Origin of the sequence: Streptomyces sp. 5-10 (assembly GCF_014712245.1) — a bacterium.
GTDB lineage: Bacteria > Actinomycetota > Actinomycetes > Streptomycetales > Streptomycetaceae > Streptomyces > Streptomyces violaceusniger.
In genome coordinates this window covers 107,600-131,343 of record NZ_JACVYG010000015.1, presented here as the reverse complement: position 1 = coordinate 131,343, position 23,744 = coordinate 107,600, and the positions used below count along the sequence as shown (strand labels likewise).

Annotated in this window: 22 protein-coding genes; 11 read left to right on the top strand and 11 right to left on the bottom strand. The window is 72.5% G+C overall.

All coding sequences use genetic code 11. The annotated features are described in order from the left end of the window. Positions 1–7 precede the first annotated feature (7 nt). Together IEJ02_RS19280 and IEJ02_RS19275 are read left to right on the top strand one after the other, a co-directional pair. Entirely contained in the window at positions 8–442 is a 435-nt protein-coding gene (locus IEJ02_RS19280; RefSeq protein ID WP_137980093.1) for a hypothetical protein, read from the top strand. Further along, positions 435–1,481 (top strand): bile acid:sodium symporter family protein, encoded by a 1,047-nt coding sequence (locus IEJ02_RS19275; RefSeq protein WP_191066009.1) that lies wholly within the window; start codon positions 435–437, stop codon positions 1,479–1,481. Before IEJ02_RS19280 ends, IEJ02_RS19275 begins: the two co-directional genes overlap by 8 nt. 158 nt (positions 1,482–1,639) lie before the next feature. Here IEJ02_RS19275 and IEJ02_RS19270 read toward each other — a convergent pair whose 3' ends face one another. The 5 genes from IEJ02_RS19270 to IEJ02_RS19250 all read right to left on the bottom strand — a co-directional run bounded on the left by IEJ02_RS19270 (position 1,640) and on the right by IEJ02_RS19250 (position 8,566). Next, positions 1,640–2,746: a PP2C family protein-serine/threonine phosphatase gene (locus tag IEJ02_RS19270; RefSeq protein WP_191066008.1), complete on the bottom strand. Its 1,107-nt coding sequence runs from the start codon at positions 2,744–2,746 to the stop codon at positions 1,640–1,642. Positions 2,747–2,781: 35 nt separating this feature from the next. Next, the gene (locus tag IEJ02_RS19265; RefSeq protein ID WP_223864068.1) at positions 2,782–4,230 is read right to left on the bottom strand and encodes an amino acid permease; all 1,449 of its coding nucleotides are present in this window, start codon (positions 4,228–4,230) and stop codon (positions 2,782–2,784) included. 37 nt (positions 4,231–4,267) lie between these two features. After that, positions 4,268–6,661: a phage holin family protein gene (locus IEJ02_RS19260; protein WP_191066007.1), complete on the bottom strand. Its 2,394-nt coding sequence runs from the start codon at positions 6,659–6,661 to the stop codon at positions 4,268–4,270. A 93-nt stretch (positions 6,662–6,754) separates the two neighbouring features. After that, positions 6,755–7,102: a hypothetical protein gene (locus tag IEJ02_RS19255; protein ID WP_317985843.1), complete on the bottom strand. Its 348-nt coding sequence runs from the start codon at positions 7,100–7,102 to the stop codon at positions 6,755–6,757. A 288-nt stretch (positions 7,103–7,390) separates the two neighbouring features. Further along, positions 7,391–8,566 carry an MFS transporter gene (locus IEJ02_RS19250; RefSeq protein WP_191066006.1) on the bottom strand — a complete coding sequence of 392 codons (1,176 nt, stop codon included), beginning with the start codon at positions 8,564–8,566 and terminating at the stop codon, positions 7,391–7,393. Positions 8,567–8,624: 58 nt separating this feature from the next. Here IEJ02_RS19250 and IEJ02_RS19245 point away from each other — a divergent pair, with 58 nt between their 5' ends. Next, complete coding sequence (locus IEJ02_RS19245) at positions 8,625–9,338, top strand: AAA family ATPase (RefSeq protein WP_191066005.1); 714 nt, start codon at positions 8,625–8,627, stop codon at positions 9,336–9,338. Positions 9,339–9,749: 411 nt separating this feature from the next. On the opposite strand, the gene IEJ02_RS19240 is transcribed toward IEJ02_RS19245, so the two are convergent. Next, positions 9,750–10,163, bottom strand: coding sequence for an ATP-binding protein (locus IEJ02_RS19240; RefSeq protein ID WP_191066004.1), 414 nt, complete (start codon positions 10,161–10,163; stop codon positions 9,750–9,752). A gap of 120 nt (positions 10,164–10,283) precedes the next feature. Here IEJ02_RS19240 and IEJ02_RS19235 point away from each other — a divergent pair, with 120 nt between their 5' ends. Together IEJ02_RS19235 and IEJ02_RS19230 are read left to right on the top strand one after the other, a co-directional pair. Continuing rightward, on the top strand, positions 10,284–11,105 hold the full coding sequence (locus tag IEJ02_RS19235) for a helix-turn-helix domain-containing protein (protein WP_191066003.1): 822 nt from the start codon (positions 10,284–10,286) through the stop codon (positions 11,103–11,105). Then, positions 11,102–11,338, top strand: coding sequence for a DUF397 domain-containing protein (locus IEJ02_RS19230; protein WP_191066002.1), 237 nt, complete (start codon positions 11,102–11,104; stop codon positions 11,336–11,338). Before IEJ02_RS19235 ends, IEJ02_RS19230 begins: the two co-directional genes overlap by 4 nt. Before the next feature lie 347 nt (positions 11,339–11,685). Here the strand turns inward: IEJ02_RS19230 and IEJ02_RS19225 are convergent, their stop codons facing one another. From IEJ02_RS19225 to IEJ02_RS19210, 4 genes are read right to left on the bottom strand one after another with little or no spacing between them, the layout of a single operon-like run. Continuing rightward, on the bottom strand, positions 11,686–12,897 hold the full coding sequence (locus IEJ02_RS19225) for a sugar ABC transporter permease (RefSeq protein ID WP_191066001.1): 1,212 nt from the start codon (positions 12,895–12,897) through the stop codon (positions 11,686–11,688). Further along, the gene (locus IEJ02_RS19220; RefSeq protein ID WP_191066000.1) at positions 12,894–13,676 is read right to left on the bottom strand and encodes an ATP-binding cassette domain-containing protein; all 783 of its coding nucleotides are present in this window, start codon (positions 13,674–13,676) and stop codon (positions 12,894–12,896) included. Before IEJ02_RS19220 ends, IEJ02_RS19225 begins: the two co-directional genes overlap by 4 nt. A gap of 27 nt (positions 13,677–13,703) precedes the next feature. Then, entirely contained in the window at positions 13,704–14,945 is a 1,242-nt protein-coding gene (locus IEJ02_RS19215; RefSeq protein WP_191065999.1) for a sugar ABC transporter substrate-binding protein, read from the bottom strand. Then, the gene (locus tag IEJ02_RS19210; RefSeq protein WP_317985842.1) at positions 14,942–17,545 is read right to left on the bottom strand and encodes a SpoIIE family protein phosphatase; all 2,604 of its coding nucleotides are present in this window, start codon (positions 17,543–17,545) and stop codon (positions 14,942–14,944) included. Before IEJ02_RS19210 ends, IEJ02_RS19215 begins: the two co-directional genes overlap by 4 nt. Positions 17,546–17,792: 247 nt before the next feature. Between IEJ02_RS19210 and IEJ02_RS19205 the strand changes: the two genes are divergently transcribed. The 4 genes from IEJ02_RS19205 to IEJ02_RS19190 all read left to right on the top strand — a co-directional run bounded on the left by IEJ02_RS19205 (position 17,793) and on the right by IEJ02_RS19190 (position 20,573). Continuing rightward, positions 17,793–18,311 carry a GNAT family N-acetyltransferase gene (locus IEJ02_RS19205; protein ID WP_191065998.1) on the top strand — a complete coding sequence of 173 codons (519 nt, stop codon included), beginning with the start codon at positions 17,793–17,795 and terminating at the stop codon, positions 18,309–18,311. A 169-nt stretch (positions 18,312–18,480) separates the two neighbouring features. Continuing rightward, positions 18,481–19,194, top strand: coding sequence for a polysaccharide lyase family protein (locus IEJ02_RS19200; protein WP_191065997.1), 714 nt, complete (start codon positions 18,481–18,483; stop codon positions 19,192–19,194). Between the two features lie 12 nt (positions 19,195–19,206). After that, on the top strand, positions 19,207–19,815 hold the full coding sequence (locus IEJ02_RS19195) for a hypothetical protein (protein WP_191065996.1): 609 nt from the start codon (positions 19,207–19,209) through the stop codon (positions 19,813–19,815). Further along, positions 19,812–20,573, top strand: a complete 762-nt coding sequence (locus IEJ02_RS19190) for a fibronectin type III domain-containing protein (RefSeq protein ID WP_317985841.1) — start codon at positions 19,812–19,814, stop codon at positions 20,571–20,573. Before IEJ02_RS19195 ends, IEJ02_RS19190 begins: the two co-directional genes overlap by 4 nt. An 11-nt stretch (positions 20,574–20,584) precedes the next feature. On the opposite strand, the gene IEJ02_RS19185 is transcribed toward IEJ02_RS19190, so the two are convergent. Then, on the bottom strand, positions 20,585–21,430 hold the full coding sequence (locus IEJ02_RS19185) for a TetR/AcrR family transcriptional regulator (protein ID WP_317985840.1): 846 nt from the start codon (positions 21,428–21,430) through the stop codon (positions 20,585–20,587). Between the two features lie 140 nt (positions 21,431–21,570). On the opposite strand from IEJ02_RS19185, the gene IEJ02_RS19180 reads away from it, so the two are divergent. Both IEJ02_RS19180 and IEJ02_RS19175 read left to right on the top strand, forming a co-directional pair. Beyond that, positions 21,571–22,779, top strand: coding sequence for an FAD-dependent oxidoreductase (locus tag IEJ02_RS19180; protein WP_191065995.1), 1,209 nt, complete (start codon positions 21,571–21,573; stop codon positions 22,777–22,779). After that, positions 22,776–23,741 (top strand): alpha/beta fold hydrolase, encoded by a 966-nt coding sequence (locus tag IEJ02_RS19175; protein ID WP_191065994.1) that lies wholly within the window; start codon positions 22,776–22,778, stop codon positions 23,739–23,741. The genes IEJ02_RS19180 and IEJ02_RS19175 overlap by 4 nt, the downstream gene beginning before the upstream one ends. The last annotated feature ends 3 nt before the right edge of the window (positions 23,742–23,744 follow it).

Sequence of the window (23,744 nt, the reverse complement as noted above, 5' to 3'; positions counted from 1 at the left end):
CGTGCGCATGCCCTCGGCCTTCCTCGGGCCCGGCCCCGGCCGGCGCCGCAAACCCCGCAAGGACATCCTCGCGGTCCGTCCGTCGACGGCGGGGCTCCTCCTCGCGGCCGCCGCGAGCGTGCTGTGCGCGGGCCCCGCGGCCCCCGCCAGGGCGACGCCGCCGCCCGCGGACACCCCGCACGACGAGGACTACGAACCAGAGGAGGCCGCGCCGGCCTCCGACCAGCACAACGGTCTCGTGGTCATCGACAACTCCGGCGCCGACTCCTGGCTGGAGGTCGACCGCACCCTCAACACCCTGCTGCTGAGCCGTGGCACGGCGGGCAGCGACCACGACGGGGGCGGCGGCGCCATCGACGTCCTGGCCGGTGACATCACCGGCGCGGATCCGGTGCTGCCGCAGATCGGCCACCCGCCGTGGCAGGCCGGAGGCGGTGATTGATGTGAGACGGACGTCCTGGCCGCCGTCGTGGCCGGGCCGGCTCGGGAGGGCGGTGGACCCCTATGTCGCCGCCCTCCTCGGGACGGTCGCGCTGGCGGCGCTGCTGCCCGCGAGCGGGGCGGCGGCCACGGCCGTCGGCGATGCCGCGGACATCGCGATCGGGCTGCTCTTCTTCCTCTACGGTTCGCGGCTGTCCACCCGCGAGGCGCTGAACGGGCTGCGGCAGTGGCGGCTGCACCTGGTGGTGGGCGCGAGCACCTTCGTGCTCTTCCCGCTGCTGGGGCTGGCCGCGCGGGGCCTGGCCCCGTTCCTCCTCACCGACCAGCTCTACACCGGTCTGCTCTTCCTGTGTGTGGTGCCCTCGACCGTCCAGTCGTCGGTCGCCCTCACCTCCACCGCCCGGGGCAATGTCCCGGCCGCGATCTGCGCGGGGACGTACTCCAGCCTGCTCGGCATGATCGTCACCCCGCTGCTCGCGGCGTGGCTGATCGGCTCGGACGTCCGCTTCTCGGCCGATGGGCTGCTGGCCATCGCCACCCAGCTGCTGCTCCCCTTCCTCGCCGGGCAGGCGCTGCGCCGCTGGACCGCGCCGTTCGTCGGCCGACACAAGAGAGTGCTCGCCCTGCTGGACCGTGGCTCGATCCTGCTCGTGGTCTATACGGCGTTCAGCCGGGGCATGACGGAGGGCATCTGGAACCAGATCACCCCGGCCCGGCTGCTGGCGCTGCTGGGTCTGGCCGCGGCCGTGCTGGGGCTGGCCCTCACCACGACGTCGTTCGCCGCGCGGCGGCTGGGCTTCCGCCGGGAGGACCGCGTCACCATCGTCTTCTGCGGCTCCAACAAGTCCCTGGCCACGGGGCTGCCCATGGCGGCGGTGCTGTTCGGGGACGCGGCCGGGCCGGTGATCCTGCCGCTGATGCTCTTCCACCAGCTGCAGCTGATGGTGTGCGCGATCTTCGCGGGCCGGTGGTCGCGGCGGGCGCCGGAGGCCGCCCCGGCTCAGGGGGAACGCGTCCAGATCACGGAGGCGAGGGGGTAGCGGAGCGGGGTCAACGGGGAGAGGGCGGCGGCTCAGGCACGGTGGCTCGGACGCGGCGGCTCAGGCACGGTGGCTCGGACGCGGCGGCTCGGGCACGGTGGCTCGGGCACGGTGGCTCGGGTGCGGTGGCTCGGGCGCAGCTGCTCGGGCACGGTGGCTCAGGCGCAGCGGGCGATCACCACGATGGCCGCGTCGTCGTTGACGACCCCGCCGGTGTGCCGGAGCAGATCGGCGTGGAGAAAGTCCACCAGCGACTGCGGGCTGCCGCCCTTCCACCCCCCGAGCCGTTCGGGGAGCGGATAGAAGGCGCCGCTCTCGTCCCGGGCCTCGTTGACCCCGTCGGTGTGCAGCACCAGAAGGTCGCCGTACTCGAAGCGGAACATCTCCACCTGGTAGTCCCCCTCGCTCGACACCTCCAGGCCCAGCGGCACCGCGGGCTCGCCCACCTCCAGCGTCGCGACCACGCCCTTGTGCAGCAGCAGTGGTGGGGGGTGGCCGCAGTTCACCATCCCCGTCAGCGGGCCGTCGTCGTAGATGTCCAGCACCACGGCGGTCACGAAGGACTCCAGGAAATACCGCTCCTCACCGCCGAGGTGGTACCAGTTCCAGCACATCGCGTTGCCCATGTGGGCGGCGATGCCCGGCAGGGAGAGATTGCGGTAGGCGGACCCCCGGAAGGCCCCGATCAGCACGGCGGCGTCGCCGATCGCGGCCAGCCCCTTTCCCCGTACGTCCCCGATGACCAGCCGGGTCGCCCCTTCGGTACGGACGGCGGCGTACAGATCGCCGCCGATCTGCGCCTCCTCGTCGGCCGCGAGGTACAGCGAGGCGATCCTCAGCTCCCCGATCCGTTCGGGCAGCGGCCGCAGCAGCACCTCCTGCGCGGCCACGGCCACTGATCGCGCCTGGCTCAGCCGGCGCCGGTGCCGGTCGGTGACGTAGCGGAAGCTGGTCACCAGTCCCGAGATCGCGATCAGGGCGACGAGCTGCGCCTGGTGGTTGGCGGTCATCAGACCGCCGTGCAACGCGCCGATGACGATCTGGGCCGCCACGGCGAGGGCTCCGATGACGGCGGTTCCGCCCGCGCCCGCGAAGGAGGCGGTGATCGCGGGTGCCGCGATCAGGAAGGGGCCGAGGTGGACGCTGGGCGGCGTCGTGAGATCGCTCAGCGTGACCGCCAGGATGAGCGCGAGCGGAACGGCGAACAGCGCCCGGCCCGACCGCGTTTCCCCGCCGATGCGGGTGAGATCCGGCGAAACGCGCATACCTCCTGCTTACACCCGATACGGGCGTGGCGCGCTCAGATGACGCTGTCGGCCGTGGCCGCGGGGCCCGCCGCCGTGGCCGCCGGGGTGGCCTCCCGTCCCGCCGCCGTGACCGCCGGGCCCGCCGCCGTGACCGCCGGGGTGGCCTCCGCCGCGTCCACGCCCTCCGCCCGGCTCGCACGCCGCGCCGCCATCCACACGTACACCAGCACACCGGCGAACAGGAACAGCACGCCCTGGTACACCGCCGCGTATCCGGCGCCCGCGACCAGCCAGAACGAGAAGCCGAAGCCCGCCAGCGCGAGCGCCACGTCCCGGACGAAGCGCCCCGTCCGCACCTCCTCGCGGCGCCCGGACAGCAGGAAGTACAGCTGCGCGCCCGACGCCAGCAGATACGGGACCGTCGCCGAGAAAGTGGTGATCAGCACGAGGATCTCGAAGAGCCCGCTCGCCCCCGAGGTGTAGTTGACCACGGTGAGCAGGGACGCCAGGAGCACGCCGACGAGGACGCCGAAGGTCGGCACCCCGCGCCGCTTGGTGGCGAACGCGGCCGGGAAGAGCCCGTCCCGCGCGGCCGCGTACGGGGCCTGTGCGCTCATCAACGTCCAGCCGTTGAGCGCGCCGACGATCGACACCACGGCGGCCAGCGCGATCAGCGTGCCGCCCCAGCCCCCGCCGAACATCGCGTCGACCGCGTCCGAGAAGGGCGCGGTGGAGTTCACCAGGTCGTCGTGGGCCACGGTGCCGAAGACCGACACCGTGCCGAGCAGATAGACCACGGCCGCGCCGACCGTGCCCAGCACGCTCGCCCGTCCCACATTGCGCTCCGGGTCCCGCACCTCGCCCGCGCTCATCGAGGCCGACTCCACGCCCACATAGCTGTAGAGCAGGATCGCGGCCGCCGCCGACAGGCCGCCGAGCGCGCTGCCGCCGCCCTCGTTGAACGAGCCGAGGTTGTGCGGGTCGAAGAAGAAGAGGCCGACGACGGCGACGAAGAGCAGCGGGATGAACTTCAGCACCGTGGAGACCAGCTGCACCGCGCCCACCCAGCGCGTCCCCGCGAGGTTGGCGAGCGCGGGGAGCCAGAGCGCCAGCAGCGCCACGGCCAGGTTCACGCCCTTCGACTCGTGGCCGGGGACCAGGACATGCACATAGCCGACCGCCGCCACCGCGAGCGCCGCGTTGCTGACCCAGGTCATCGTCCAGTACGACCAGGCCGACAGGAACCCGGCGAAGTCGCCGAACGCCGCGCGGGCGTGTACGTACGGCCCGCCCGTGCTCGGGTCGCGCTCGGCGAGCCGCCCGAAGACCAGCGCGAGCGCGATGGCGCCCAGCGTCAGGACGCCGAAGGCGAGCAGGCTGAGGGTGCCGAACGGGGCGACGGAGGCGGGCAGCAGAAAGATGCCGCCGCCGATGATGTTTCCCATGACGAGCGCGGTCGCCGTGGGCAGGCCGAAGCGGCGGGGGTGGGGCTGGTCGTGCATGGGAACATGGTCACAGAAGGTGTACTGTGCACCCAAATCACCGGGTTTTGTTCGGCACGACCCGGCTGACCACGGTAAATGGTACGGCGGGGGCGCCGTCCCACCGCGAATCCTGCAGGGTGCGCGCCGCGTCGGACGCCTCGGTCGGCCGTGGCTCGGCGGGCACCTTGGCCTCTGCCGGGGCCTGCGCCGCCGACGCCTCCACGGCCGGGGCCTCCACGGCCGACGCCTCCACGACCGGGGCCTCTGTCGCCGCGGCCTCCACGGGGGCAGCCGCTGCCTCCTCCTCCGGCACCTGGGGCCCGTCCGCCTCCTCCAGCCAGCGCCGCAGCACCTGGTGCACCCGCTCGGCCCCGACCAACTCCTCCCCCGCCGCCACCGGCGGGGTCAGCTCGGCCGGCCACAGCAGAAAGGGGTGCCCCTGCTCCCCGCCGAGCCCGCCGTGCGAGCCGATCTGCTCCTCGAAGGCGTGCACCGTGCCGCGCGCCGGGTCGTAGGCGGAGTTGACCATGATGTCGGGGGTGTTCCGGAAGTGCGCGGTGCGCCGTACGGCGCTCTCGGCGCCGGGCCCGAAGACCGTGAGCGGGCTCACCCCGACGACCTCCCCGGTGTCCAGCCGGTGCTCGGCCCCGTCCGCGCCCAGCACCACCGCGCCGTGCGCCTCGGACCGTACGAGCACGAAACCCACTCCGGGGTGGTCGGCGAGCGCGCGCAACAGCGCGGGATGGCGGGCGTCGATCTGCTCGCGGCTCATCCGTCCCGGTACGTCGGGGAAGGAGATCAGGCCGAGATTCCCGGAGGCGAGCACGATGGGATCGGAGACGGCGGTATCACCCGCGCTGTCGGCGGTAACGACATCGGCGGGGGCCGCCCGCCCCCCGCACCGCCGCCCGACCTCGGCAGAGGCCTCCCGCACTCCGCACCGCCCGTCGCCGTCCACCACCGGCTTCTCCGGCCGGTGCAGCGCCGCCCGCCCCGCCTCGCGCGCCTCCGCCCCGCTCGGGGTCCGCCCGGCCCGCCGCGACACGGGCAGACCGCAGCCGGCCCGCACCAGGTCCTCCAGCCGCAGCCCGTACGCCCCCGCGAAGGTCTCGCCGGGGCTCTGCCCGTGGTCGGACAGCAGCACGATGCGGTAGTCGCGCGGGGCGTGCTCGGCGACCTTGGCGATCAGCGCGATGGAGCGGTCGAGCCGGGCGAGCACCTGCCGGGCGTCCCGGCTGCGCGGCCCCGAGTGGTGGGCCACCTCGTCGTACGCCACGAGATCGGCGTAGATCGCGGTACGGCCGGAGAGGATGTCCCCCATCACCGCCGTCACCACGACGTCCCGCTCCACGACGGTGGCGAACGCCCGGATGAACGGATACAGCCCGCCCCGCTTCACCCGGGGCGTCTCGCGGCGCAGCTTGGCGCGGGTGGACTGGCAGATCTCCCGGACCACCTCGGCGAGGAACGACACGGCGGTGCGGGTGGCGTTGGCGGGGTCGGCGAAGTACGCGAAGTATCCGGAGCGGGAGCGGTTGTGCTTACCGCGCCGCGCCGCGACCGAGAGCACCAGCGCGAGCTGATCGGCGCCGCCGGTGAAGAGGTTGCCCCGGCTGGCCCCGTCCACCGTGAGGAGTCCGTCGTGTCCCGCCCGGGCGGCCGCGCGGCGTTGGAGCACCGCCGCGCTGGTCGGCCGGTTGCTCACCATCACCTCCCCGGTCTTCTTCTCGTACCAGCGGAAGGCGGGCACGTCCTCGTTGGAGCCGTGCAGGATGCCGAGTTGGCTGGCGCCGGTCTGGCTGGACCAGTCGGTGCGCCAGGGCGTGACCTTGTGGGTGCTCTGGAGCCAACCCGCGACGGTGGGCATCACCGGGGGCCGGTTCTCGCGCTCCCGCAGCGCCTCCCTGAGCACCGCGTGCCCCACCCCGTCGAGCTGCAGGAACACCGTCCCCGGGGGCTCGTCGCTCCCGCCGTCCTCGCCGAGCCGCCGCCTGCGCCGCACGGCCAGCCGGGCCAGCCGCCGCCGGTAGGCGTCGTCGTCCCGCACCGTCAGGAAGGTGCTCGTGGCCGACGACGCGGCGGACATCACGGCCGCCACCACGACGGCGGTCTCCGGCTCGGCGGCGCCGCGCCCGTCCGGGTTCACGCTGAGGGCGATCAGCAGCATCGAGCCATTGAGCACGAACACCAGGAGCCCCAGCACCAGCGCGGGCATCAGCAGCAACGCCCGTACGAGCAGCGGCCACACCAACGCGCTGAGCACCCCGAAGGCGCCCGCGCCGCTGGCCGCCGTGATGGCGATCTGCGTCGCGGTGTCACCGTCGCCTGACTTCAAGCGAAAGTCGGGGAGGATCCCGGCGAGCGCCAGCATCGTGAGCGTGGACACCGCCCACACCGCCGTCACCCGCAGCAGGGTTCCCCCCACGGTCTTCCATCGGGGCTTCTGCACTCCGCGCCCTCACTTCGCGTCACCGGCCCGCACCATGCGCGCGAACCGGCTTCAAGCGTGGCACAGCGCCCCCGCGACCCGGCGGCCAGCGGGTTACCAGGACGGATCGATTCCGCTTACGGCAGCCCATGAGTTCGCAAGTGGGCGCGACGCGTCGCGCGCGTCTCCAGGGGGACCGCCGGTGTGCTCACCGTCGTCCCACTGCGTCACGATGGGCGCGTCGCTGTCGGCGGCGGCGTACCAGGCGTCCGGCTCCTCGGCCTTGTCGACGGCGACGGCCTGCTGTGTCCGCGTGTCGAACGGCCACATCAACTCCGGCAGAAACGCGGCCCGGTCGACGGCGGCGAATGTCGGCGCCCAGTCCTCCGCCATCACCCCCGCCTCAAGAAGCACCCGCCCCAACGCGGCCCGCCCGGGCCGGGCGATGCCCTCGAACGTCATGCGTCTCCTCAATGCGGCCGAGCGGCCCACTCCGCTCAGGCCCCGCCCCTTCATCACCATAGTGTTCATCACTGCGGGGTGTCCGGCGGATCTTTCCCCACCCCGCCCCTTCCCGATACCAGGGGCTCCGCCCCTGAACCCCGGGGGCTGGGGCGGAGCCCCCACGCGGCGGAGCCGCATATCGATGCTGCGTGGGAAGGGGCGGGGCGGGGAGCAGCCCGCCGCTGGCATCAAGACCCGCCGGACACCCCCAGAGGCCCGCCCCAACCGAGTCGCTTTTCGTCCACCTCACGGCGATCGTCCGTCGCGGGCCAGCTCGGTGATGCGCAGCGCGGTGATCGTGGCGCCGAGTCCGCACGCCGCCGCCGCGAGGACGAGGGTCGGCCAGGTGCCCGCCTGCTGGGCCAGGGTTCCGGTGGCCATGGTCCCGGCGGCGATGCCGAGTTCCTCGCCCGCGACCATCCACATCATGGACGCGACGGCCGTGCCCCGGGGCGCGTGTGCGTCCAGCAGTTCGAACAGGCAGACGGTCATGGGGGCGAACGCCGCACCGGCGAGGGTGAGGAGGATCGCCATGAGCGGTGGTGCCGATATGGCGGCCAGGAGGGCCAGGAGCAGTGCGAGCCACGTGAGGGTGGTGAGATAGCCGGTGGCGGGCGGGGCCGCACGGTCCCGGGTGCCGAAGCGTACGCCCGCGAGTGCGCTGCCCAGGCCCAGGCAGGCGAACATCCAGCCCGCGCCCGCCGCCGAACCACTCTCGGCGGCCCGGGCGGGAAGGCCGACCGTCAGTGCCCCGAGGCAGATTCCGGCGCAGACGTTGGTGAGGAGCAGCAGCCGCAGCGCGGGCGAGCCCAGGACGCCACGGCTGCCGGTGTCCGGGGCGGAGGCGGCGCGGGCGGAGAGGGCCGGGGGGTGTGACATCACCAGGCACGAGCCCACTACCAGGAGTGCCCCGGCGACGATCACCCCGAGCCGGGGGGACCGTACGGCCGCCGCTGCCGCGACGAGCGGGCCGCAGATCTTGGTCACCTCGGTGAGGACGGCTTCGAGCGCGTAAGCGCCGCGCAGCAGGTCGTGAGGGACGGCCCGCGCCCACAGGGAGCGGGTGCTCGCCACGATGGGTGGTGCGCTCGCCCCGGCGAGCGTGCCGGAGAGCACGAGCTGTGTGGTCGTCGTGGCCGTCACCAGACCGGCCACGGCGAGTGCGGTGAGCACGGCCATGGCCCCCATGGGCCACCGTTGCCCATGACGGTCCACCAGCCCGCCCCGGAGCGGCGCCGTCACGGTGCCGCCGACGCTCCAGGCCCCGGCCACGATCCCCGCGTCCAGGAACGAGCCCGACGAGCCGTGCCCGAGCAGGACGGTGACCAGGGGGAAGATGGCGAAGCCCAGTTTGCCGGTGGTGGAGGCGAGCATCAACCGCCGAGCCGATCCATGACGCATCAGTTCCGCATAGGCGCGCATCGCCGTACGTTCGCGCGTCGCGGCCGAGGCGGTCCAGGGGGCGTGAAAGACTCGGGTGATGATTATCGAACGTGCGTACGCACACATTGACTCGGGGTCGCACGAGGAGGAGAGGTGGCCCTGGTCCGTGCCGTGTGTGCGGGGGCTGCTGGCGGACGGGCTGCGCTTCACGGCGCCCGTGACGTTCCTCGTCGGGGAGAACGGGTCGGGCAAGTCCACGCTGGTGGAAGCGCTCGCGGAGGGGTTCGGGCTGGACCCGTACGGCGGCTCGCACGACTGGCGTTACGCCAGCCACCGCCCCAAGTCGGCGCTGGGCGAGCGGATCCGCTTCGACGCGGCGCCGCGCGGGCGGCGGATGCTGGGCAGTTGGTCGGCGCGCCAGGGGTTCTTCCTGCGGGCCGAGACCGCGCTGGACGCGCTGGACCGGGAGGGTTTCGCCCCGCATTCGGTCAGCCACGGCGAGGGGTTCCTCGCGGCGTTCCGGGGCAAGTTCCTCCAGCCCGGGCTGTACGTCATGGACGAGCCGGAGGCGGCGCTCTCCTTCTCCTCCTGTCTTGAACTCCTGGGCCACTTGAACGAGTTGGTGAAGAACGGCGGGCAGGTCATCTGCGCGACGCATTCGCCGCTGCTGACGGCACTGCCCGGTGCGGACATCGTCGAGGTCGGCGAGCACGGGATGCGGCGGGTGGCCTGGAGCGAGCTGGCCCTGGTCGACCACTGGCGCCGTTATCTCGCGGATCCGCGGAGCTATCTGCGGCATGTCCTGGGGTGAGTACGGAGCTGGGGTCGTTGGTTGTCTGCGGCGCCGTTTCGCGCCTTCGGCGCATGTGAGCATGGGGGCGACGGTGGGGGGCGCGGGCCGCGTCGCCGGCCGCCGGGCCGGGCGGGGGCTTGGGCCGACGCCGGGCAACTCCGCCGGGGGTGGGGGTACCCCTCTGGAGATTGCTTGACTTATTAGTTGCGCTAGATCAAGCATTTTCGAGAGGGGTACCCGGAGGGGCCAGGATCGACCGCGCCATCCGGCCCGCAGTCCGGATCGACCCCGACCCGCGAGCCCGGATGCCGCCACTCGCCCCGCCCCCATTTGCCCGGCGGCCGGCGACGGCACCCCCGCCCCGGCGCCCCCGACCCATGCTCAATTGCGCCGAAGGCGCGAGACGGCGCCGCACCCGGCCGAGTACCGCTACAGGCGGATTCGGGCCCAGACCGCTTTGCCGACGACGCGTTCCCGGACGCCCCATGCCTCGGCGAGCGCGTCCACGATCGCCAGGCCGCGTCCGGATTCGTCGTCCGGCGTCGGGTCCGCCAGGGCGGGGTGCCCCTCGCGGGGGTCGGACACCTCGACCCCGACCATTTTTTCTGCGTCGTATGCGATACGCACCTCGAAGTACCGCCCCGGTACCCGTCCATGACGGACCGCATTGGTGGCCAGCTCGGAAACGACGAGCAGGACGAGGGCCGACGAGCTCCGGTCCAGGCCCCAGGCGCGGACAGCGGCGTCGGTGGCGCGGCGGACGTGGGGGACAGAGAGGGGGACGGGCGTAAACCTCTGCTTCCAGCCATGGAGCGGGTTTACATCGTGACTTTCCGCGTTCATGCTCCCACTGTCAGTGCAGGCGGCTACCTTCACCAGTAACAGAGCGTCGACTGCGGCGACCGACAACTCTAGTCGAACGCACGTTGATTGGTGTTGAGGGTTGTTGAGGGGGTGGCCCGCGTGGCCCAGTCGAAGAAGAAGGACTCCGCTCCGCCGACCGTGCAGTACTTCGCCGCTGTCCTGCGGCTTCTGCGGGAACGGGCGGGGCTGACCCAGGACGAGTTGGGCGCGCTCATGAACTACACGGGGTCGGCGGTGAGCGCCGTGGAGACATGCGCGAAGCCGCCGACGGACGAGTTCATCGACGCGGCCGAGAAGGCACTGGACGCGGGTGGGTTGCTGCGGTCTGCGATCAAGTATTTGCGGCTTGAGCGGTATCCGGCCCACTTTCAGGGGCTCGCCCAACTGGAGCAGGAAGCGCTCAGTCTGTCGTCGTACTGCACGCATCTGATCCATGGGCTGCTGCAGACGGAGGAGTACGCCACCGTGCTGTTCGACTACGCATTTCCGCCGCTCGACAGAGAAGAGGTCACGAAGCTCGTCGCCGCTCGCATGGACCGCAAGGCGCTCTTTGACCGCAAACCAGCCGCCGTGGTCAACGTCATCCTCGAAGAGGCAGCGCTGCGGCGCCATATCGGCGGAGCGGAGGTCATGCGGGCCCAGTATGCGCATCTCATCGAGTGCGCCGCCCGCTCAAATGTCGTCATCCAGGTCATGCCCATGAGCCAAGCTGGGCACGCCGGGCTTCCTGGCCCGATGACATTGATCGAGACGCCCGAGGAGACGCCCGTGGTCTACCTTGAAGGTCATGGCCAAAGCATCCTGTTGTCCAAGCCGGAAGAGGTGGGTGTTCTGGCCCGCCGCTATGCCATGATCAGGTCCCAGGCCCTCAGGCCGGAGGAATCCGTACGCTTCACCGAGAAGTTGATGGGTGAGTTATGAGCAGACTCGTGTGGTTCAAGAGCAGTTACAGCGACAACACGGGCGGCGAGTGCGTCGAGGTCGCCTACGACTGGCACAAGTCGAGCTACAGCGACTCCAGCGGCGGCGACTGCGTCGAGGTCGCCACCACCCCCACCACCGTCCACATACGGGACTCCAAGAACCCCGACGGTCCCCGCCTCCGCATAGCCGCCACCGCCTGGGCGGGCTTCCTGGACTTCGCCGCCCGCTGAGTCGGCGGATCTTTCCCCTCCCCGCCCCTTCCCGAAACTGGGGCTTCGCCCCAGGCCCCGTGGGGCCAGGGCCCCCGGTAAGTGCCCTGACCTGCCGTCGATCGTCTGCGGCGCCATCGTGGCTGGTCGCGCAGTTCCCCGCGCCCCTTCGGGGCGCAGCTGACTCCCGCACCCCGGGGGTCCGGGGGCGAAGCCCCCGCCCGCGGCGGAGCCGCATATCGATGCCGCGGGAAGGGGCGGAGCCCCGGTTCGGGGTCGGGGGCAGCGCCCCGGTTTCGGGGTCGGGGGCAGCGCCCCGGTTTCGGGAAGGGGCGGGGAGGGGAACAGCCCGCCGCAGGCGGCAAGACCTAAGCCCGGCCATGCGCCCGCTGGGCTCTGCGCGAAAGCGAATCGATCACGACGGCCAGCAGCAGCACCCCACCCGTGATCATGAACTGAACAGCAGTCTGGATGTCCATCAGCGCCACGCCCGAGGCGATCGACTCGATGACCAGCACGCCCAGCAGGGCGGACCACGTGCTGCCGCGCCCGCCGAAAAGGCTCGTGCCGCCGATGACGGCCGCGGCGATGGCGTTCATCAGCAGGTCGGTGGTGACCGACGTCTGGCTGACCGAGTTGATCCGGGAGGCCAGGAAGAGGCCGCCGATGGCGGCCATCGTGCTCGACATCATGAACGCCGAGATCCGTACCCAGGCCACATTGATCCCGGCGCGGCGGGCCGCTTCGACCCCGCCGCCCAGGGCGAAGATCATCCGGCCGTAGGCCGTACGGCGCAGGACGTAGTCGAGGACGACGAGGACGATCACGAAGATCAGCAGGGCGAGCGGCAGGCCCTGGAACCGGTTGAGGACATACGCGGCGGCGAAGGCGAGCACCGCGAGCACCCCCGTGCGGACGGCGATCCAGACCGGGGAGCGGGTGGGCACTCCGGCGGCGCGGCGGCGCTTGACGTCGCGCCAGGCGGTGAGGAAGTACCCGGCGGTGCCGAGCGCCGCCAGGACGTAGGCGGCGGCGACGTCGGAGAAGTAGTAGTTGGTCAGCTGGGCGACCAGGCCCCGGTCGTCGAGGTTGATGGTGCCGTACGCGCCCATGATGGAGAGCATCAGGCCGTACCAGCCCAGCAGTCCGGCGAGGGTGACCACGAACGCGGGGACGCCGACCACGGCCGTGAAGAAGCCGTGGACGAAGCCGACCGCCGTACCGCAGAGCGCGCCCAGGATGATGGCGGGTGGTTCGGGCATGCCGAGGTTGACGTTCAACACGGCGTACAGGGCGGAGGCCAGGCCGCTCACCGAGCCCACCGACAGATCGATCTCGCCGATCAGCAGCACGAAGATCACGCCGACCGCGATCATGCCGGTGCCGACGATGTCCACGCTGAGGTTGGAGAGGTTGCGCGGGGAGAGGAAGTGCGGGTTGAGGACCTGGAAGATGATCCAGATCGCGAGCAGCCCGAGCACGACCGGGACGGCGCCGAGCGTCCCGCCGCCCACTCGGCGCCCGAACGCGTCGGTGAAGCGTTCGGCGCTGTGGTCGCTGTGCCCGCCGGGGACGGTCACGGCTCCCCCTCCCGCGCCACGCGCCGCGTGACCGCGTTGTCGGACGCGCCGGTGATGGAGGAGACGATCTGCTCCTGGGAGGTGGTGGTGACGTCGAAGAACCCGTTGTTGCGGCCCAGGCGCAGCACCGCGACCCAGTCCGCGACGGCCTTGACGTCGCCCAGGTTGTGGCTGATCAGCAGCACCCCGAGCCCGCGTTCCCGCAGCCGTTCCACCAGGTCGAGGACCTGGGCGGTCTGCTCGATGCCGAGGGCGGCGGTGGGCTCGTCCAGCATCACCAGGCTCGGTTCGCCGAGCAGCGCCCGGGAGATGGCGACGGTCTGCCGCTGGCCTCCGGAGAGGGACGCGACGGGCCTGCGGACGTCGGGGATGCGGATGGAGAGGGTGGCCAGCAGATCGCGGGTGCGGCGCTCCATCTCCACCTCGTCCAGGACACCGATCCGGGTGATCTCGCGGCCGAGGAAGAGATTGCCGACGACGTCGAGGTTGTCGCAGAGCGCGAGGTCCTGGTAGACGGTGGCGATCCCCAGGTGCTGGGCGTCGTGCGGGCGGCCGATGTGGATGGGGCGGCCCTGCCATTCGAGGGTGCCCGTGTCGGCCGGTTCGACGCCCGCGATCACCTTGACCAGGGTGGACTTCCCCGCGCCGTTGTCGCCCACCAGGGCGATGACCTCACCGGCGTGGATCTCCAGCTCGACGTCCGTGAGCGCCTGGACCGCGCCGAAGCGCTTGAAGACGCCACTCAGCGCCAGCAGGGGCGGGGCCGACAGTTGGGCCATCCGCGCCTCCCTTCTTCTCGCGTCGTGTCATTCCGCGTCGTGCGGTGAGCCGTCCCGGTCGATGAGCCCGGCCTTGCGGCAGTCATCCGCGTACCTCTTGGTGCATATCTGATCGACGCGATACAGACGGTCCTTGATGACGGTGCTCTTGATGTTGTGCACGGTCACGGCCACCGGCTCGAGCAGCACCGCGGGGATGTCGCGGGAGGTGGAGTTGCTGACCCGCTGCGTCGCGACCCCGGTGAGCGATCTGCCGCGTCCCACCGCGATGGCCATCTCCGCGGCGGTGTACGCCTCGGGCTTGAACGGCTTGTAGACGGTCATGTACTGCTCGCCCGCGAGGATCCGCTGAAGGCCCGCGACCTCGGCGTCCTGGCCGGTGACCGGGGGGATCGGATGGATCCGGGCCGCCTTGAGGGCGGTGATGACGCCCGAGGCCAGGCCGTCGTTGGCGGCGAGGACGCCGTCGATGCCGTGGGGGCCCAGGGCGGCGATGGCGGCGGACATGTTGCGGTTGGCGTTCTCCGGGCGCCAGCCGACGGTCTCGTAGGACTTGGCGATCTTGACCCTGCCCTGGAGGACGGACCGCGCCCCGCGTTCGAACCAGCCCGCGTTGGGGTCGGTCGACGAGCCGTTCATCATGACGATCTGGCTGCTCCTGGCCTTCGGCCCGAGCGCTCTCAGCAGCGCCTCGCCCTGGAGCCTGCCGACGCTTCCGCCGTCGAAGGAGACATAGCCGGAGATGGGCCCCTCCGCGAGACGGTCATAGGCGATGACCGGGACATGGGCGCGTTGGGCCTGGACCACGGAGTGGCGGACGGCCTTGGTGTCCACCGCGTCCAGGATGAGCACATCGATCCCGTTGGTGATCATGGCTTCGATCTGGAAGCGCTGGGCGGCCGGATCGTGCTGGGCGCTGGAGTAGCTCACCGTGCAGCCCGGGCAGAGCTCCTTGACCCGCTGCTGGATCAGGGGCTTGTCGAAGCGCTCGAAGCGGACGATCTCGTTCTCGGGAAGCAACAGGCCGATCCGCAGGGGGCCGTGGTGGTGGGCCCCGGTCACGCTCATGGTCTCGCCGAGCTGGGCCGCCTTGCCGCAGGCGGCGAGGGACACGGCCAGGACGAGGCCCGCCGCGACGGCGACGGCCGCACGGATGCGGTCGCGCGCACGGGAGCGCGTCGGGGGGCACGCCCGGGAACGCGCCAGGGGGTGCGCCCTGGATCGGGTACGGGAACGGCTCATCGCCGAGCGCGTACGGGAACGGCTCATCGCCTCGCCCTCCTCCTTCTCGGCCCCCTCCGCCCCGTGGCCCCCTCGTCCCCCTCGTCCCCCACCGTCCGTTCCTCGGGTCCCGCGTCGGCCGGGCCTTCCGGGGGTTCCTCCGGAGGCCGGTCCGAGGGCCGGTCCGAGGGCCCTTCCGGAGGCCCTTCCGGAGGCACTTCCGGGTGTCCGCCCCGGGGCTCCTCCCGCGGAGACGACAAGCTGATCTCACCCCAGACCTGCTTGCCCCCGCTCAGCGGCACCGAGCCCCAGGTCTGCGACATCGCCTCGATCAGCATCAGCCCCCGCCCGCCGGTGGCCTCCCAGTCCACGGTCGCCGGTTTGACGGGGGTACGCGGCGAGAGGTCGTTCACCGCGATCCGCAGCCGGTCCGCGGTCAGCGTCAGGTTCAGCCGCACCTCGCCCCGGGTGTGCACCAGGGCGTTGGTGACCAGCTCGGAGGTGACCAGCAGGGCCACGTCCAGCTCCGCCTCCGCGCCCCAGGTGCGCAGGGTGCGCGCGGTGAAGCGGCGGGCGTGCATCACCGCGTCGGGCAGCCGCCACACCGTCCAGCTCGCCCGGGTGGGCCGCACCCGCATCCCGTCGTAGCGCAGCAACAGCAGCGCCACGTCGTCGTCCCGGCGGCTGTCCCCGCCGAGCAGCGCGTCCGCGACCCCGCCGGGGTCGGACGGGTCGGCGCGGGCCAGCGCCTGGCGGGCCCGGCGCACCCCGTCGTCCAGGTCGAGCCGGGCGGACTCCACCAGGCCGTCGGTGAGCAGGGCGAGCAGGGTGCCCGCGGACAGCCCGGCCGCGGTCATCGGGAACTCGGCGTCCGCCACCACGCCCAGCGGCGGGCCGCCCTCGACGTCCAGCTCCACGGTGGTGCCGTCCGGGTGGCGCAGCAGCGGCTGGATGTGTCCGGCCCGGACGAACCAGGCCTCGCCCTCCTCCATGTCGAGATCGGCGTAGCAGCAGGTCGCGAAGAGATCGGTCTCCATGCCGACGAGGAGGCGGTTGGCGTGCGCCACGACCACGTCGGGCGGGTGGCCCTCCACCGCGTAGGCCCGGATGGCGGTGCGCATCTGGCCCATGATCGTGGCGGCCGCGGCGCTGTGGCCCTGCACATCCCCGATGACCAGCGCCACATGGCCGTCCGGCAGCGGGATGACGTCGTACCAGTCGCCGCCCACCTCCAGGCCCATCGTCGCAGGCAGATAGCGGGTGACGGCCACCCCGCCGGGCAGCTCCGGCAGCTTCCGGGGCAGCAGGCTGCGCTGGAGCATGGTGGCCAGCTCGTGCTCGGCGTCCAGGGCGTGGGCGCGCACCAGGGCCTGCCCCACCAGACCGGCGGTCGCGGTCAGCAGCGAGCGCTCCTCCGGGCCGAACTCGTGCCGCTGCTCCCAGCCGATCAGGCATACGCCGACGATCCGGCCGTCCGCCGGAAGCGGGAGGACGGCGAGGCCGCCGGGGCCGATACCGGAGAGCCCGGGTTCGAGGTCGGCGCCCTCGGGCCAGATGCTGACCTGCCCCTCCCGCACCGCCTCCGCCAGCGTGGGCAGGGCATGGCTGGGCGGCTCGGGCCATTCGGAGCGCCAGGCGGCCCGCCACACCTCGGGCCAGGCGGCGGGTTCGGCGGGGGCGAGGACGCCGACCACCAGCTGATCGGCCTGGAGTTCGGCGACCGCGAGCCGGCCCGCCCCCAGCGGATCGCGCAGCGCGCCGACCACGGCCCGGCCCACGTCCCGGACGGTGGTGGCTCCGGCCAGGGCGGCCGACAGCCGCTGCACCAGGGACACCTCGTCGGCGCTCGGCCGCAGGTACGAGGTCTCCGCGACCACGCCGAGCATGCGCCGGGGAGTGCCGTCCGCGCCCGTCTCGACCCGGGCGCGCAGGCCCAGCCAGCGCAGCTCCCCGTTGGGTCGGCGGATCCGGAACTCCAGCTGTGCGGTGCCGGCGGTCAGCAGGTCGGGCTCCAGGACCGACATCAGGGCGGGGACGTCGTCCGGGACGGCGGCCGCCAGCAGGGTCTCCACCCGTCCGTCGAAGTCCTCCCCGGGGATGCCGAACAGGTCGAGCACCTGGGTGTCGGCGGTCATCCGCCCGCTGTCGAGGAGCAGCACGAACGAGCCGACCCGCAGCCGGTCCAGGGTGAGGCCGGGCAGTTCGGGTCCCCGCTGGGTGAGCGTCCGCGGCCCGGCCGCCTCGACCCCGGCGGCCACGTGGTGGGCGTAGAGCTCGATGAAGCCGCGGCGGTCGGCGTCGATCCCGCCGGGCGCCTCGTCCACCACCACCAGACACCCCAGCCCCTTGCCGTCCCCGCCGAGCGGCAGCGCCCCCAGCGAGACGCCGGGGGTGGTCGGGGTTTCGGGGGTGGTGGGGCCGATGGGGCCGTAGGCGGCGAGTTCGGTGGGGGTCAGCCACAGGGGGCGTCCGGCGCGGAAGGCGTCGGCGACGGGCGAGCGCCCGGACACGGGATAGCGAGCCGGCAGCGCGTACGACCGTCCGGCGCCGCTCACCGTCTCGGCCAACCGCAGCTCGGCACCCTCCGCGTCCAGCACATAGACAGCCACCAACGCGGTCCCCGTGAACGTCAGCACATGCCCGGTCACAGCACGCCTGCACCGCCTCCGTGCGTGGACCGCCGGTCTCGTGGGCGTACCCGGGCCCTTGATCGGCCTCCGCGCGGCGACCGGTCACGACCACCGGCGGGGCCTTCGCTGCCGCGCCCCCTCGAAAGGGATGGCGCCTCTCCTCAAAGCATGGCACAGCGGGGTGAACCGGGCCATCTCCCCTCGGGGGCGACGGCGCTCAGCGGCGACCGGTGCTACGGGAGGGCGATGCGGAAGACTGGGCGGCATGGTACGTCTGCGCGTGGTCACCACGGACGACTGGCCGCTGTGGCGGGACGTCCGCCGGGCCGCGCTGGCCGAGGCGCCGCACGCCTTCAAGTCCCGGCTCGCCGACTGGCACCGCGGCGGCGAGGAGCGGTGGCGCGCCCGGCTGGAGGTGCCGGGCGCGTACCACGTCGTGGCCCTGCTGGACGGCCGGGCGGTGGGGATGGCGAGCGGCATGCCAGGGGACGGGGCCGGGGACGGAGACGGGGACGGGGCCGGGCGGCCGCCGGAGCTGAGGTCGGTCTGGGTCAGTCCCGAGGCGCGCGGCCACGGCGTCGGCGGCCTGCTGATCGCGGCGGTCGAGACCTGGGCCCTGCGGAGGGGCGCCACGGCGCTGCGGCTGGCGGTGCTCCCGGGCAACGCGCCGGCGATCGCCCTCTACGAGCGGCATGGCTTCGCCGCCACGCGGGAGCCGGGGGATCTGCTGGCCGACGGCGTGACCAGGGAGCTGGTCATGGTGAAGGCACTCCGGCGGAGTTGATCCGACCCGGCCGCAGGCGTCGGAGCCGCCGTCGAGGCGGTGCCACGCCCGCCGCCACAATCGTGAATTCCGTTCATTGATATGGACAGGCCATCAACTCTGCCCTACCTTGACTCTTGGTCTAGACCATGATCCACACAGGAACGGAACAGACCGGAGGTGGGCCCATATGCCCGCATTACGCACCACACGCACCAGACGCTCCTCCCGCGCCAGGGCGGCCCTGGCGTTCGCCGCGCTCCTCGGGATCCTGTCGGCGGGGGTCGCGGCCGGGGGGACGGCCACGGCGAAGGAGGCCGCGGCGTCGCCGACCGATGGATGGACGCAGACGTCGTTCACATACTCGATGCACAAGCCGTGGAATCTCGACCTGAGCGAGCGCTACAGCTACAACTCGAGCACGAAGACCCACACCATGTGGGTCAACTCCACCGACGAGCCGCTCGAAGAGGGCAGCGACACCGATCCGCGCACCGAAATGCGGTGGAAGCAGGAGTACTCCTCGGGGAAGCACATGTGGGACGCCGATGTGTATGTGCCGTCCGGGACCAACGGCGCGGACATCATGCAGATCCTGCGGGGCAAGCACCCCAGCGGAACACCGGCCACCGACATCATGCTGCGGGCGTCCAGCGCGAACGGCGGGACGCTCACGCGCTATACGGATGCCGTCATCAAGACCGGTATCTACAACAAGTGGTGGAACCTGAAGGTCGCCCATGACGCGGACGCCGGAAAGATCCAGGTCTACGCCGACGACAAGCTGGTGCTGACGGTCGACGACCGGGGACCGGCGACGCGCTATTTCAAGAACGGCGTCTATCACCACGGCAGTGGCCGGGCCGAGGCCCGGTTCCGCAACATCCGCCATTGGGTGAAGTAGAGGGGTGGGACCGTGTCCAGGAAACACCGTGTGATCGCCGGTGTGTCCGCCGCCTGCGGACTGCTGCTGGCGGCGTCGGGCGTCGCGCACGCCGAGGTCGAACCGGGCGGCTGGTCGTCCGAGTCCCCGGGGTTCAAGGTGCAGGAGCGGGGGTGCGGGGAGGTCGACGGCCTCACCTTCAAGCTCACCTGCTCCACCGCGAGCGGTGACCAGCGGGCCGAGCGGCGCTATGACACCTACACCGGCGGGACCCATCAGTTCGAGGGCTACTTCCGGGTCACCAGCATGGGCGGCACCCGGATCAGCCTGAAGCAGACGTTCAACGACACCGACGGCGACGCCGGTCCGTACTTCATGCTCGCGGTCGAGCGCGGCGGGCGGCTGTACGCCGTGCACGGCGGGGACACCCTGTCCAACGCGGGGACGGTCGGGGCCACGGTGCGCGTCAATACGGTGCACCAGGTGGGCAAGGAGCACCGTACGTACATCAACGGCTCGCTCAAGCACACCGTGGACAGCCCCGGCGGCAGCTTCTACGACAAGTTCGGGGCGTACCGCACCGGCAGCGGCAACGGCCCGGCCACCGTGGAGTGGAGCAACGTGAGGTTCTGGCGCAAGTGAGCGGCTCGGTACGCGCCCTGGGGGCGGCGGTTCTCGTCGCCGCCGGGCTTTCCGGAATCGGCGGGTGTGCGGCGTCCACGGAGGCGTCCGGAGCCTCCCGCGAGACCCGGACGACCGGGACCGTGCTCAGCGTCACCCGGGTCTCCCCCGTCGACGCCGAGCTGAGCTGGCACGGAAAGGCGCCGGGCGCCGCCGGGCGGATCGTGGAGTTCGCGACCGAGCCCGGCGGGCCCTGGACGATCCTCACCTACGCCCCGCTCGGCCAGACCACCTACCGGCACCCGGATCTGATACCGAAGACCCACTTCTCCTACCGGGTGCGGCCGTACTACGGACCCGCGTCCCGGCCGGTCGACGTCACCCTGCCCAAGGGGGCGTTCACCAAGGCGGAGCAGCGCCAGGAGCACACATGGGCGCCGCCGCGCACCATCCGGCGGGCGGGGGTGCGCACCAGCCCCGTCCGGCGGCCGTCGGCGACCCCGACCGATCTGCGGGCGACCGTCATGCACGCCAACGGCATCCGGTTCACCTGGACCGACCACGCCGCGGGCGAGCGGGGCTATCTGCTGGAGGACCGGCCCCGGGGCGGCGGCTCCTTCCGCCCCGTCGCCGTGCTCGACCCGGACATCAACTCCTTCGGGCTGATCACGCTGCCGAACGAGAAGCGGGCCTCCTACCGGGTCCGGCCCTTCGTCTACGGCGAACGCTCCAACATCGCCCGGATCACGACGGGCGAGCGGCCCGCCGGGCGCGGCTGAGCGCCACCGCCTCAGTCCCCGGTGGCCCGGGTGGCCCGGGTGGCCCCGGTGGCCCGGGTGCCTCGGGTGCCCTGGGCGCCCCGGGTGTCCCCGGCGCTCCCGGTCTCCCCGGCGCTCCCGGTCTCCCCGGCGCCCCGGGTGTCCACCGGGGACGGGGCGAGCACCTCCGGCAGCGGGGTGTGCCGCGCCCCGGCGATGAGGACGTCGAAGCCCCAGGCCAGCCGGTCCTTGGGGGACCCGGACAGCAGCCGTGTGCCCAGCGCGGCGATATGCGGATGGGTCCGCGGTGAGACGTCCCGCACCACCGTGGCGAGCGCCTGCCAGTCCGCCTCGCTCTGGGGGGTGTCGCCGGGGGCCCGGTGGGCGTGCTCGGCCGCGGTCGCGGTGGCGAACTGGAGCAGCAGATCGAGCAGCCACGCGGCCCGGTCGGGCTCGATGCCGCCCTCGTTCAGCAGCGCCAGCAGCGCCTCCAGCAGCTTCAGATAGTGCTTGCCGAAGGGGCGTGCCACCAGGGCGGACTGGGCGAGGCCGGGGTACTCGAAGAGCACCGAGGTGTACGAGGTGAGGATCCGCACCAGCCGGTCGCGCCACTCACCGTCCGCCGTCGCCGGGCTCAGGTCGACGGCGCCGAGGAGCTCGTCCAGGACGGCCGCGTGCAGCTCGGCCATGTTGCGGACGTAGACGTAGAGCGACGCCGGCCCGGTGTCCAGCTCCTTGGCCAGGCGGCGCATCGTCACCCGCTCCAGGCCCTCGGCACGCATGAGGTCGACCGTGGTGGCGATGATGCCTTCCCGGGTCAGGGCTGGTTTCGCCGGACGTTCCCGGCGGCTCCGCGGGGCGGTGGGGTGCGCTGTCATGGCGCCATCGTACCGGCGGGCGATCGCGTTCGTCACGAACGCATTCGCCACGAACACGTTTGCCACGAACGCGTTCGTCGCCCTACGCTCCTCCCATCCGCGGCGCACCCCCGCGCCGAGCCAGGGAGGCATCCATCGCCATGTCCACACAACGCCGTGAACGCCGTATCGCCATCGTCGGAGCAGGGCCGGGAGGGTTGACGCTGGCGCGCGTACTGCACGTGCACGGCATCCCCTCGACCGTTTACGAACTGGACGCGTCGGCGACCGCACGCGACCAGGGCGGCACGCTCGACCTGGACGAGGAGTCCGGCCAGCGGGCGCTGCTGCACGCCGGGCTGCTCGACGAGTTCCGGCCGCTGAGCCGCCCCGAGGGCGGGGAGCTGCGTCTGCTCGGCAAGGACGCCGAGGTGGGCTTCCACATCCCCCCGCCGCGAGACGGTGACGGCTACGACCGCCCCGAGATCGACCGCAGGGTGCTGAAGGAGCTGCTGCTGGGGTCACTGCCGGAGGGGACGGTCCGCTGGGGCCAGAAGGTGAGGGCGGTCGCCCTCGGCGCGGCAGGGCGGCCCGAGCTCACCCTGACCGACGGCACGGCCGTCGCGGCGGATGTGGTGGTCGGCGCGGACGGGGCGTGGTCCCGGGTCCGGCCCCTGCTGTCCGGCGCCGATCCGGTCTACACCGGGGTGTCGTTCGTCGACGGTCTCCTGAACGACGTGGACACCCGGCACCCTGCTGTGGCCGAACTCGTGGGCCGGGGCTCGATGTTCGCCCTCGCGGACGAGAAGGGGCTGTTCGCCCAGCGCAACGGTGGCGGCCGGATCCGCGTCTACACCGCGGTCAAGGCGCCGGAGGAGTGGAGCCGTTCGTGCCTGGTCGACCCGGCGGATCCGGGGGGCCCGGCGGACCCGGCGGACCCTGCGGACCCGGCGGCGATCAGGAAGCGGCTGCTGGACCTCTTCCCCGACTGGGACGAGGGGCTGCGCGCACTGATCGCCGACAGCGACGGCCCGCTCGTCCCCCGGCCCATCCACGCCCTGCCCATCGGCCACCGCTGGAACCGGGTGCCCGGCGTCACGCTCCTGGGCGACGCCGCCCATCTGATGTCCCCCTTCGCCGGGGCGGGCGCCAACCTCGCCATGCTCGACGGCGCGGAACTCGCCCTCGCCCTGGCCGCCCACGACGACCTGGAGACGGCGCTGAACGCCTACGAGACAGCCATGTTCCCGCGCGCCGAGGAGGCGGCCAGGCAATCGGCCGACCACCTCGTCGACTTCTTCCAGCCGGACGCCCTGCGGATCATGCGGGACTCCTTCACCGCGCTGACCGCCGGAGGTGCGGACCGATGACCACGCCCACCGAATTCCTTGTTGAGCCCTACCCCGGTCTGCCCCTGACGGTGCGGGACGTGGGCGCGGGCCGCCCCGTGCTCGTCCTGCACGGCGGCGGCGGACCGGCGAGCGTGAGCGGCGTGGTGGACCACTTCGCCGCCACCTCCCGGGTGCTGGCGCCGACCCACCCGGGCTGGGAGGACACCCCGCGGCCCGAGTGGTTCTCGGACGTGGGCGACCTCGTCGAGACGTATCTGGATCTGCTGGACGACCGCGATCTGCGCGATGTCCTGGTCCTCGGCAGCTCGTTCGGCGGCTGGATCGCCGCGGAGATGGCCGTACGCGACCGGGGCCGCCGCATCGGCGGGCTGGTCATCATGGGCGCGTTCGGGCCACGGCTCGAGGGACACGAGGTCCGCTTCCCCACGGCCCCGCCCGGCCCACCGCCCGGTGAGGGCTCCGGACCAGCTCAGGGACCCGGGACCGGTTACGGCCCCGGGACGGCTCAGGGCACCGGGCCAGCCCAGGGGTCCCGGACCGCCCAGGGGCCCGGGACCGCCCAGGAGACCGGGACCGCTCAGGGCCCTGGGACCGCTGAGGGACCCGAGCGCGCCCAGGAGCCCGAGCGCGCCCAGGGACCCGAGCACGCCCAGGGGCCCGGGGCCGGGAAAGGCTCCGAGGCGCCGGTGTCGCGTCGGGGGCCCTCACCCGCGGCGCTTCAGGCGCTGGCCGCCTACGCCGGGCCGACGAAGTCCGACCCGAAGCTGCTGCACCGGCTCGCCCGGGTGACGGTGCCCGCCCTCGCGGTGTGGGGCGAGAACGACACCGTCGTCCCGCCCGACTACGGCCGCGCGTACGCCGCCGCCATCCCCGGGGCGCGCTTCGCGCTGATCCCGGGCGCGGGCCACCTCCCCACCCGGGAGGCCCCGGAGGCCACGTTCGCCGTGATCGACGCGTTCGTGGCCGCCACCGGGCGATAAATC

Bases quoted from the DNA above. Each gene is read 5' to 3' on its own strand.
- IEJ02_RS19215 (WP_191065999.1), bottom strand. From the start codon at position 14,945: ATGAGCCGTTCCCGTACGCGCTCGGCGATGAGCCGTTCCCGTACCCGA.
- IEJ02_RS19180 (WP_191065995.1), top strand. From the start codon at position 21,571: ATGTCCACACAACGCCGTGAACGCCGTATCGCCATCGTCGGAGCAGGG.
- IEJ02_RS19280 (WP_137980093.1), top strand. From the start codon at position 8: ATGCCCTCGGCCTTCCTCGGGCCCGGCCCCGGCCGGCGCCGCAAACCC.
- IEJ02_RS19245 (WP_191066005.1), top strand. From the start codon at position 8,625: ATGATTATCGAACGTGCGTACGCACACATTGACTCGGGGTCGCACGAG.
- IEJ02_RS19240 (WP_191066004.1), bottom strand. From the start codon at position 10,163: ATGAACGCGGAAAGTCACGATGTAAACCCGCTCCATGGCTGGAAGCAG.
- IEJ02_RS19205 (WP_191065998.1), top strand. From the start codon at position 17,793: ATGGTACGTCTGCGCGTGGTCACCACGGACGACTGGCCGCTGTGGCGG.
- IEJ02_RS19220 (WP_191066000.1), bottom strand. From the start codon at position 13,676: ATGGCCCAACTGTCGGCCCCGCCCCTGCTGGCGCTGAGTGGCGTCTTC.
- IEJ02_RS19250 (WP_191066006.1), bottom strand. From the start codon at position 8,566: ATGCGCGCCTATGCGGAACTGATGCGTCATGGATCGGCTCGGCGGTTG.
- IEJ02_RS19255 (WP_317985843.1), bottom strand. From the start codon at position 7,102: ATGACGTTCGAGGGCATCGCCCGGCCCGGGCGGGCCGCGTTGGGGCGG.
- IEJ02_RS19270 (WP_191066008.1), bottom strand. From the start codon at position 2,746: ATGCGCGTTTCGCCGGATCTCACCCGCATCGGCGGGGAAACGCGGTCG.
- IEJ02_RS19230 (WP_191066002.1), top strand. From the start codon at position 11,102: ATGAGCAGACTCGTGTGGTTCAAGAGCAGTTACAGCGACAACACGGGC.
- IEJ02_RS19185 (WP_317985840.1), bottom strand. From the start codon at position 21,430: ATGACAGCGCACCCCACCGCCCCGCGGAGCCGCCGGGAACGTCCGGCG.
- IEJ02_RS19265 (WP_223864068.1), bottom strand. From the start codon at position 4,230: ATGCACGACCAGCCCCACCCCCGCCGCTTCGGCCTGCCCACGGCGACC.
- IEJ02_RS19200 (WP_191065997.1), top strand. From the start codon at position 18,481: ATGCCCGCATTACGCACCACACGCACCAGACGCTCCTCCCGCGCCAGG.
- IEJ02_RS19175 (WP_191065994.1), top strand. From the start codon at position 22,776: ATGACCACGCCCACCGAATTCCTTGTTGAGCCCTACCCCGGTCTGCCC.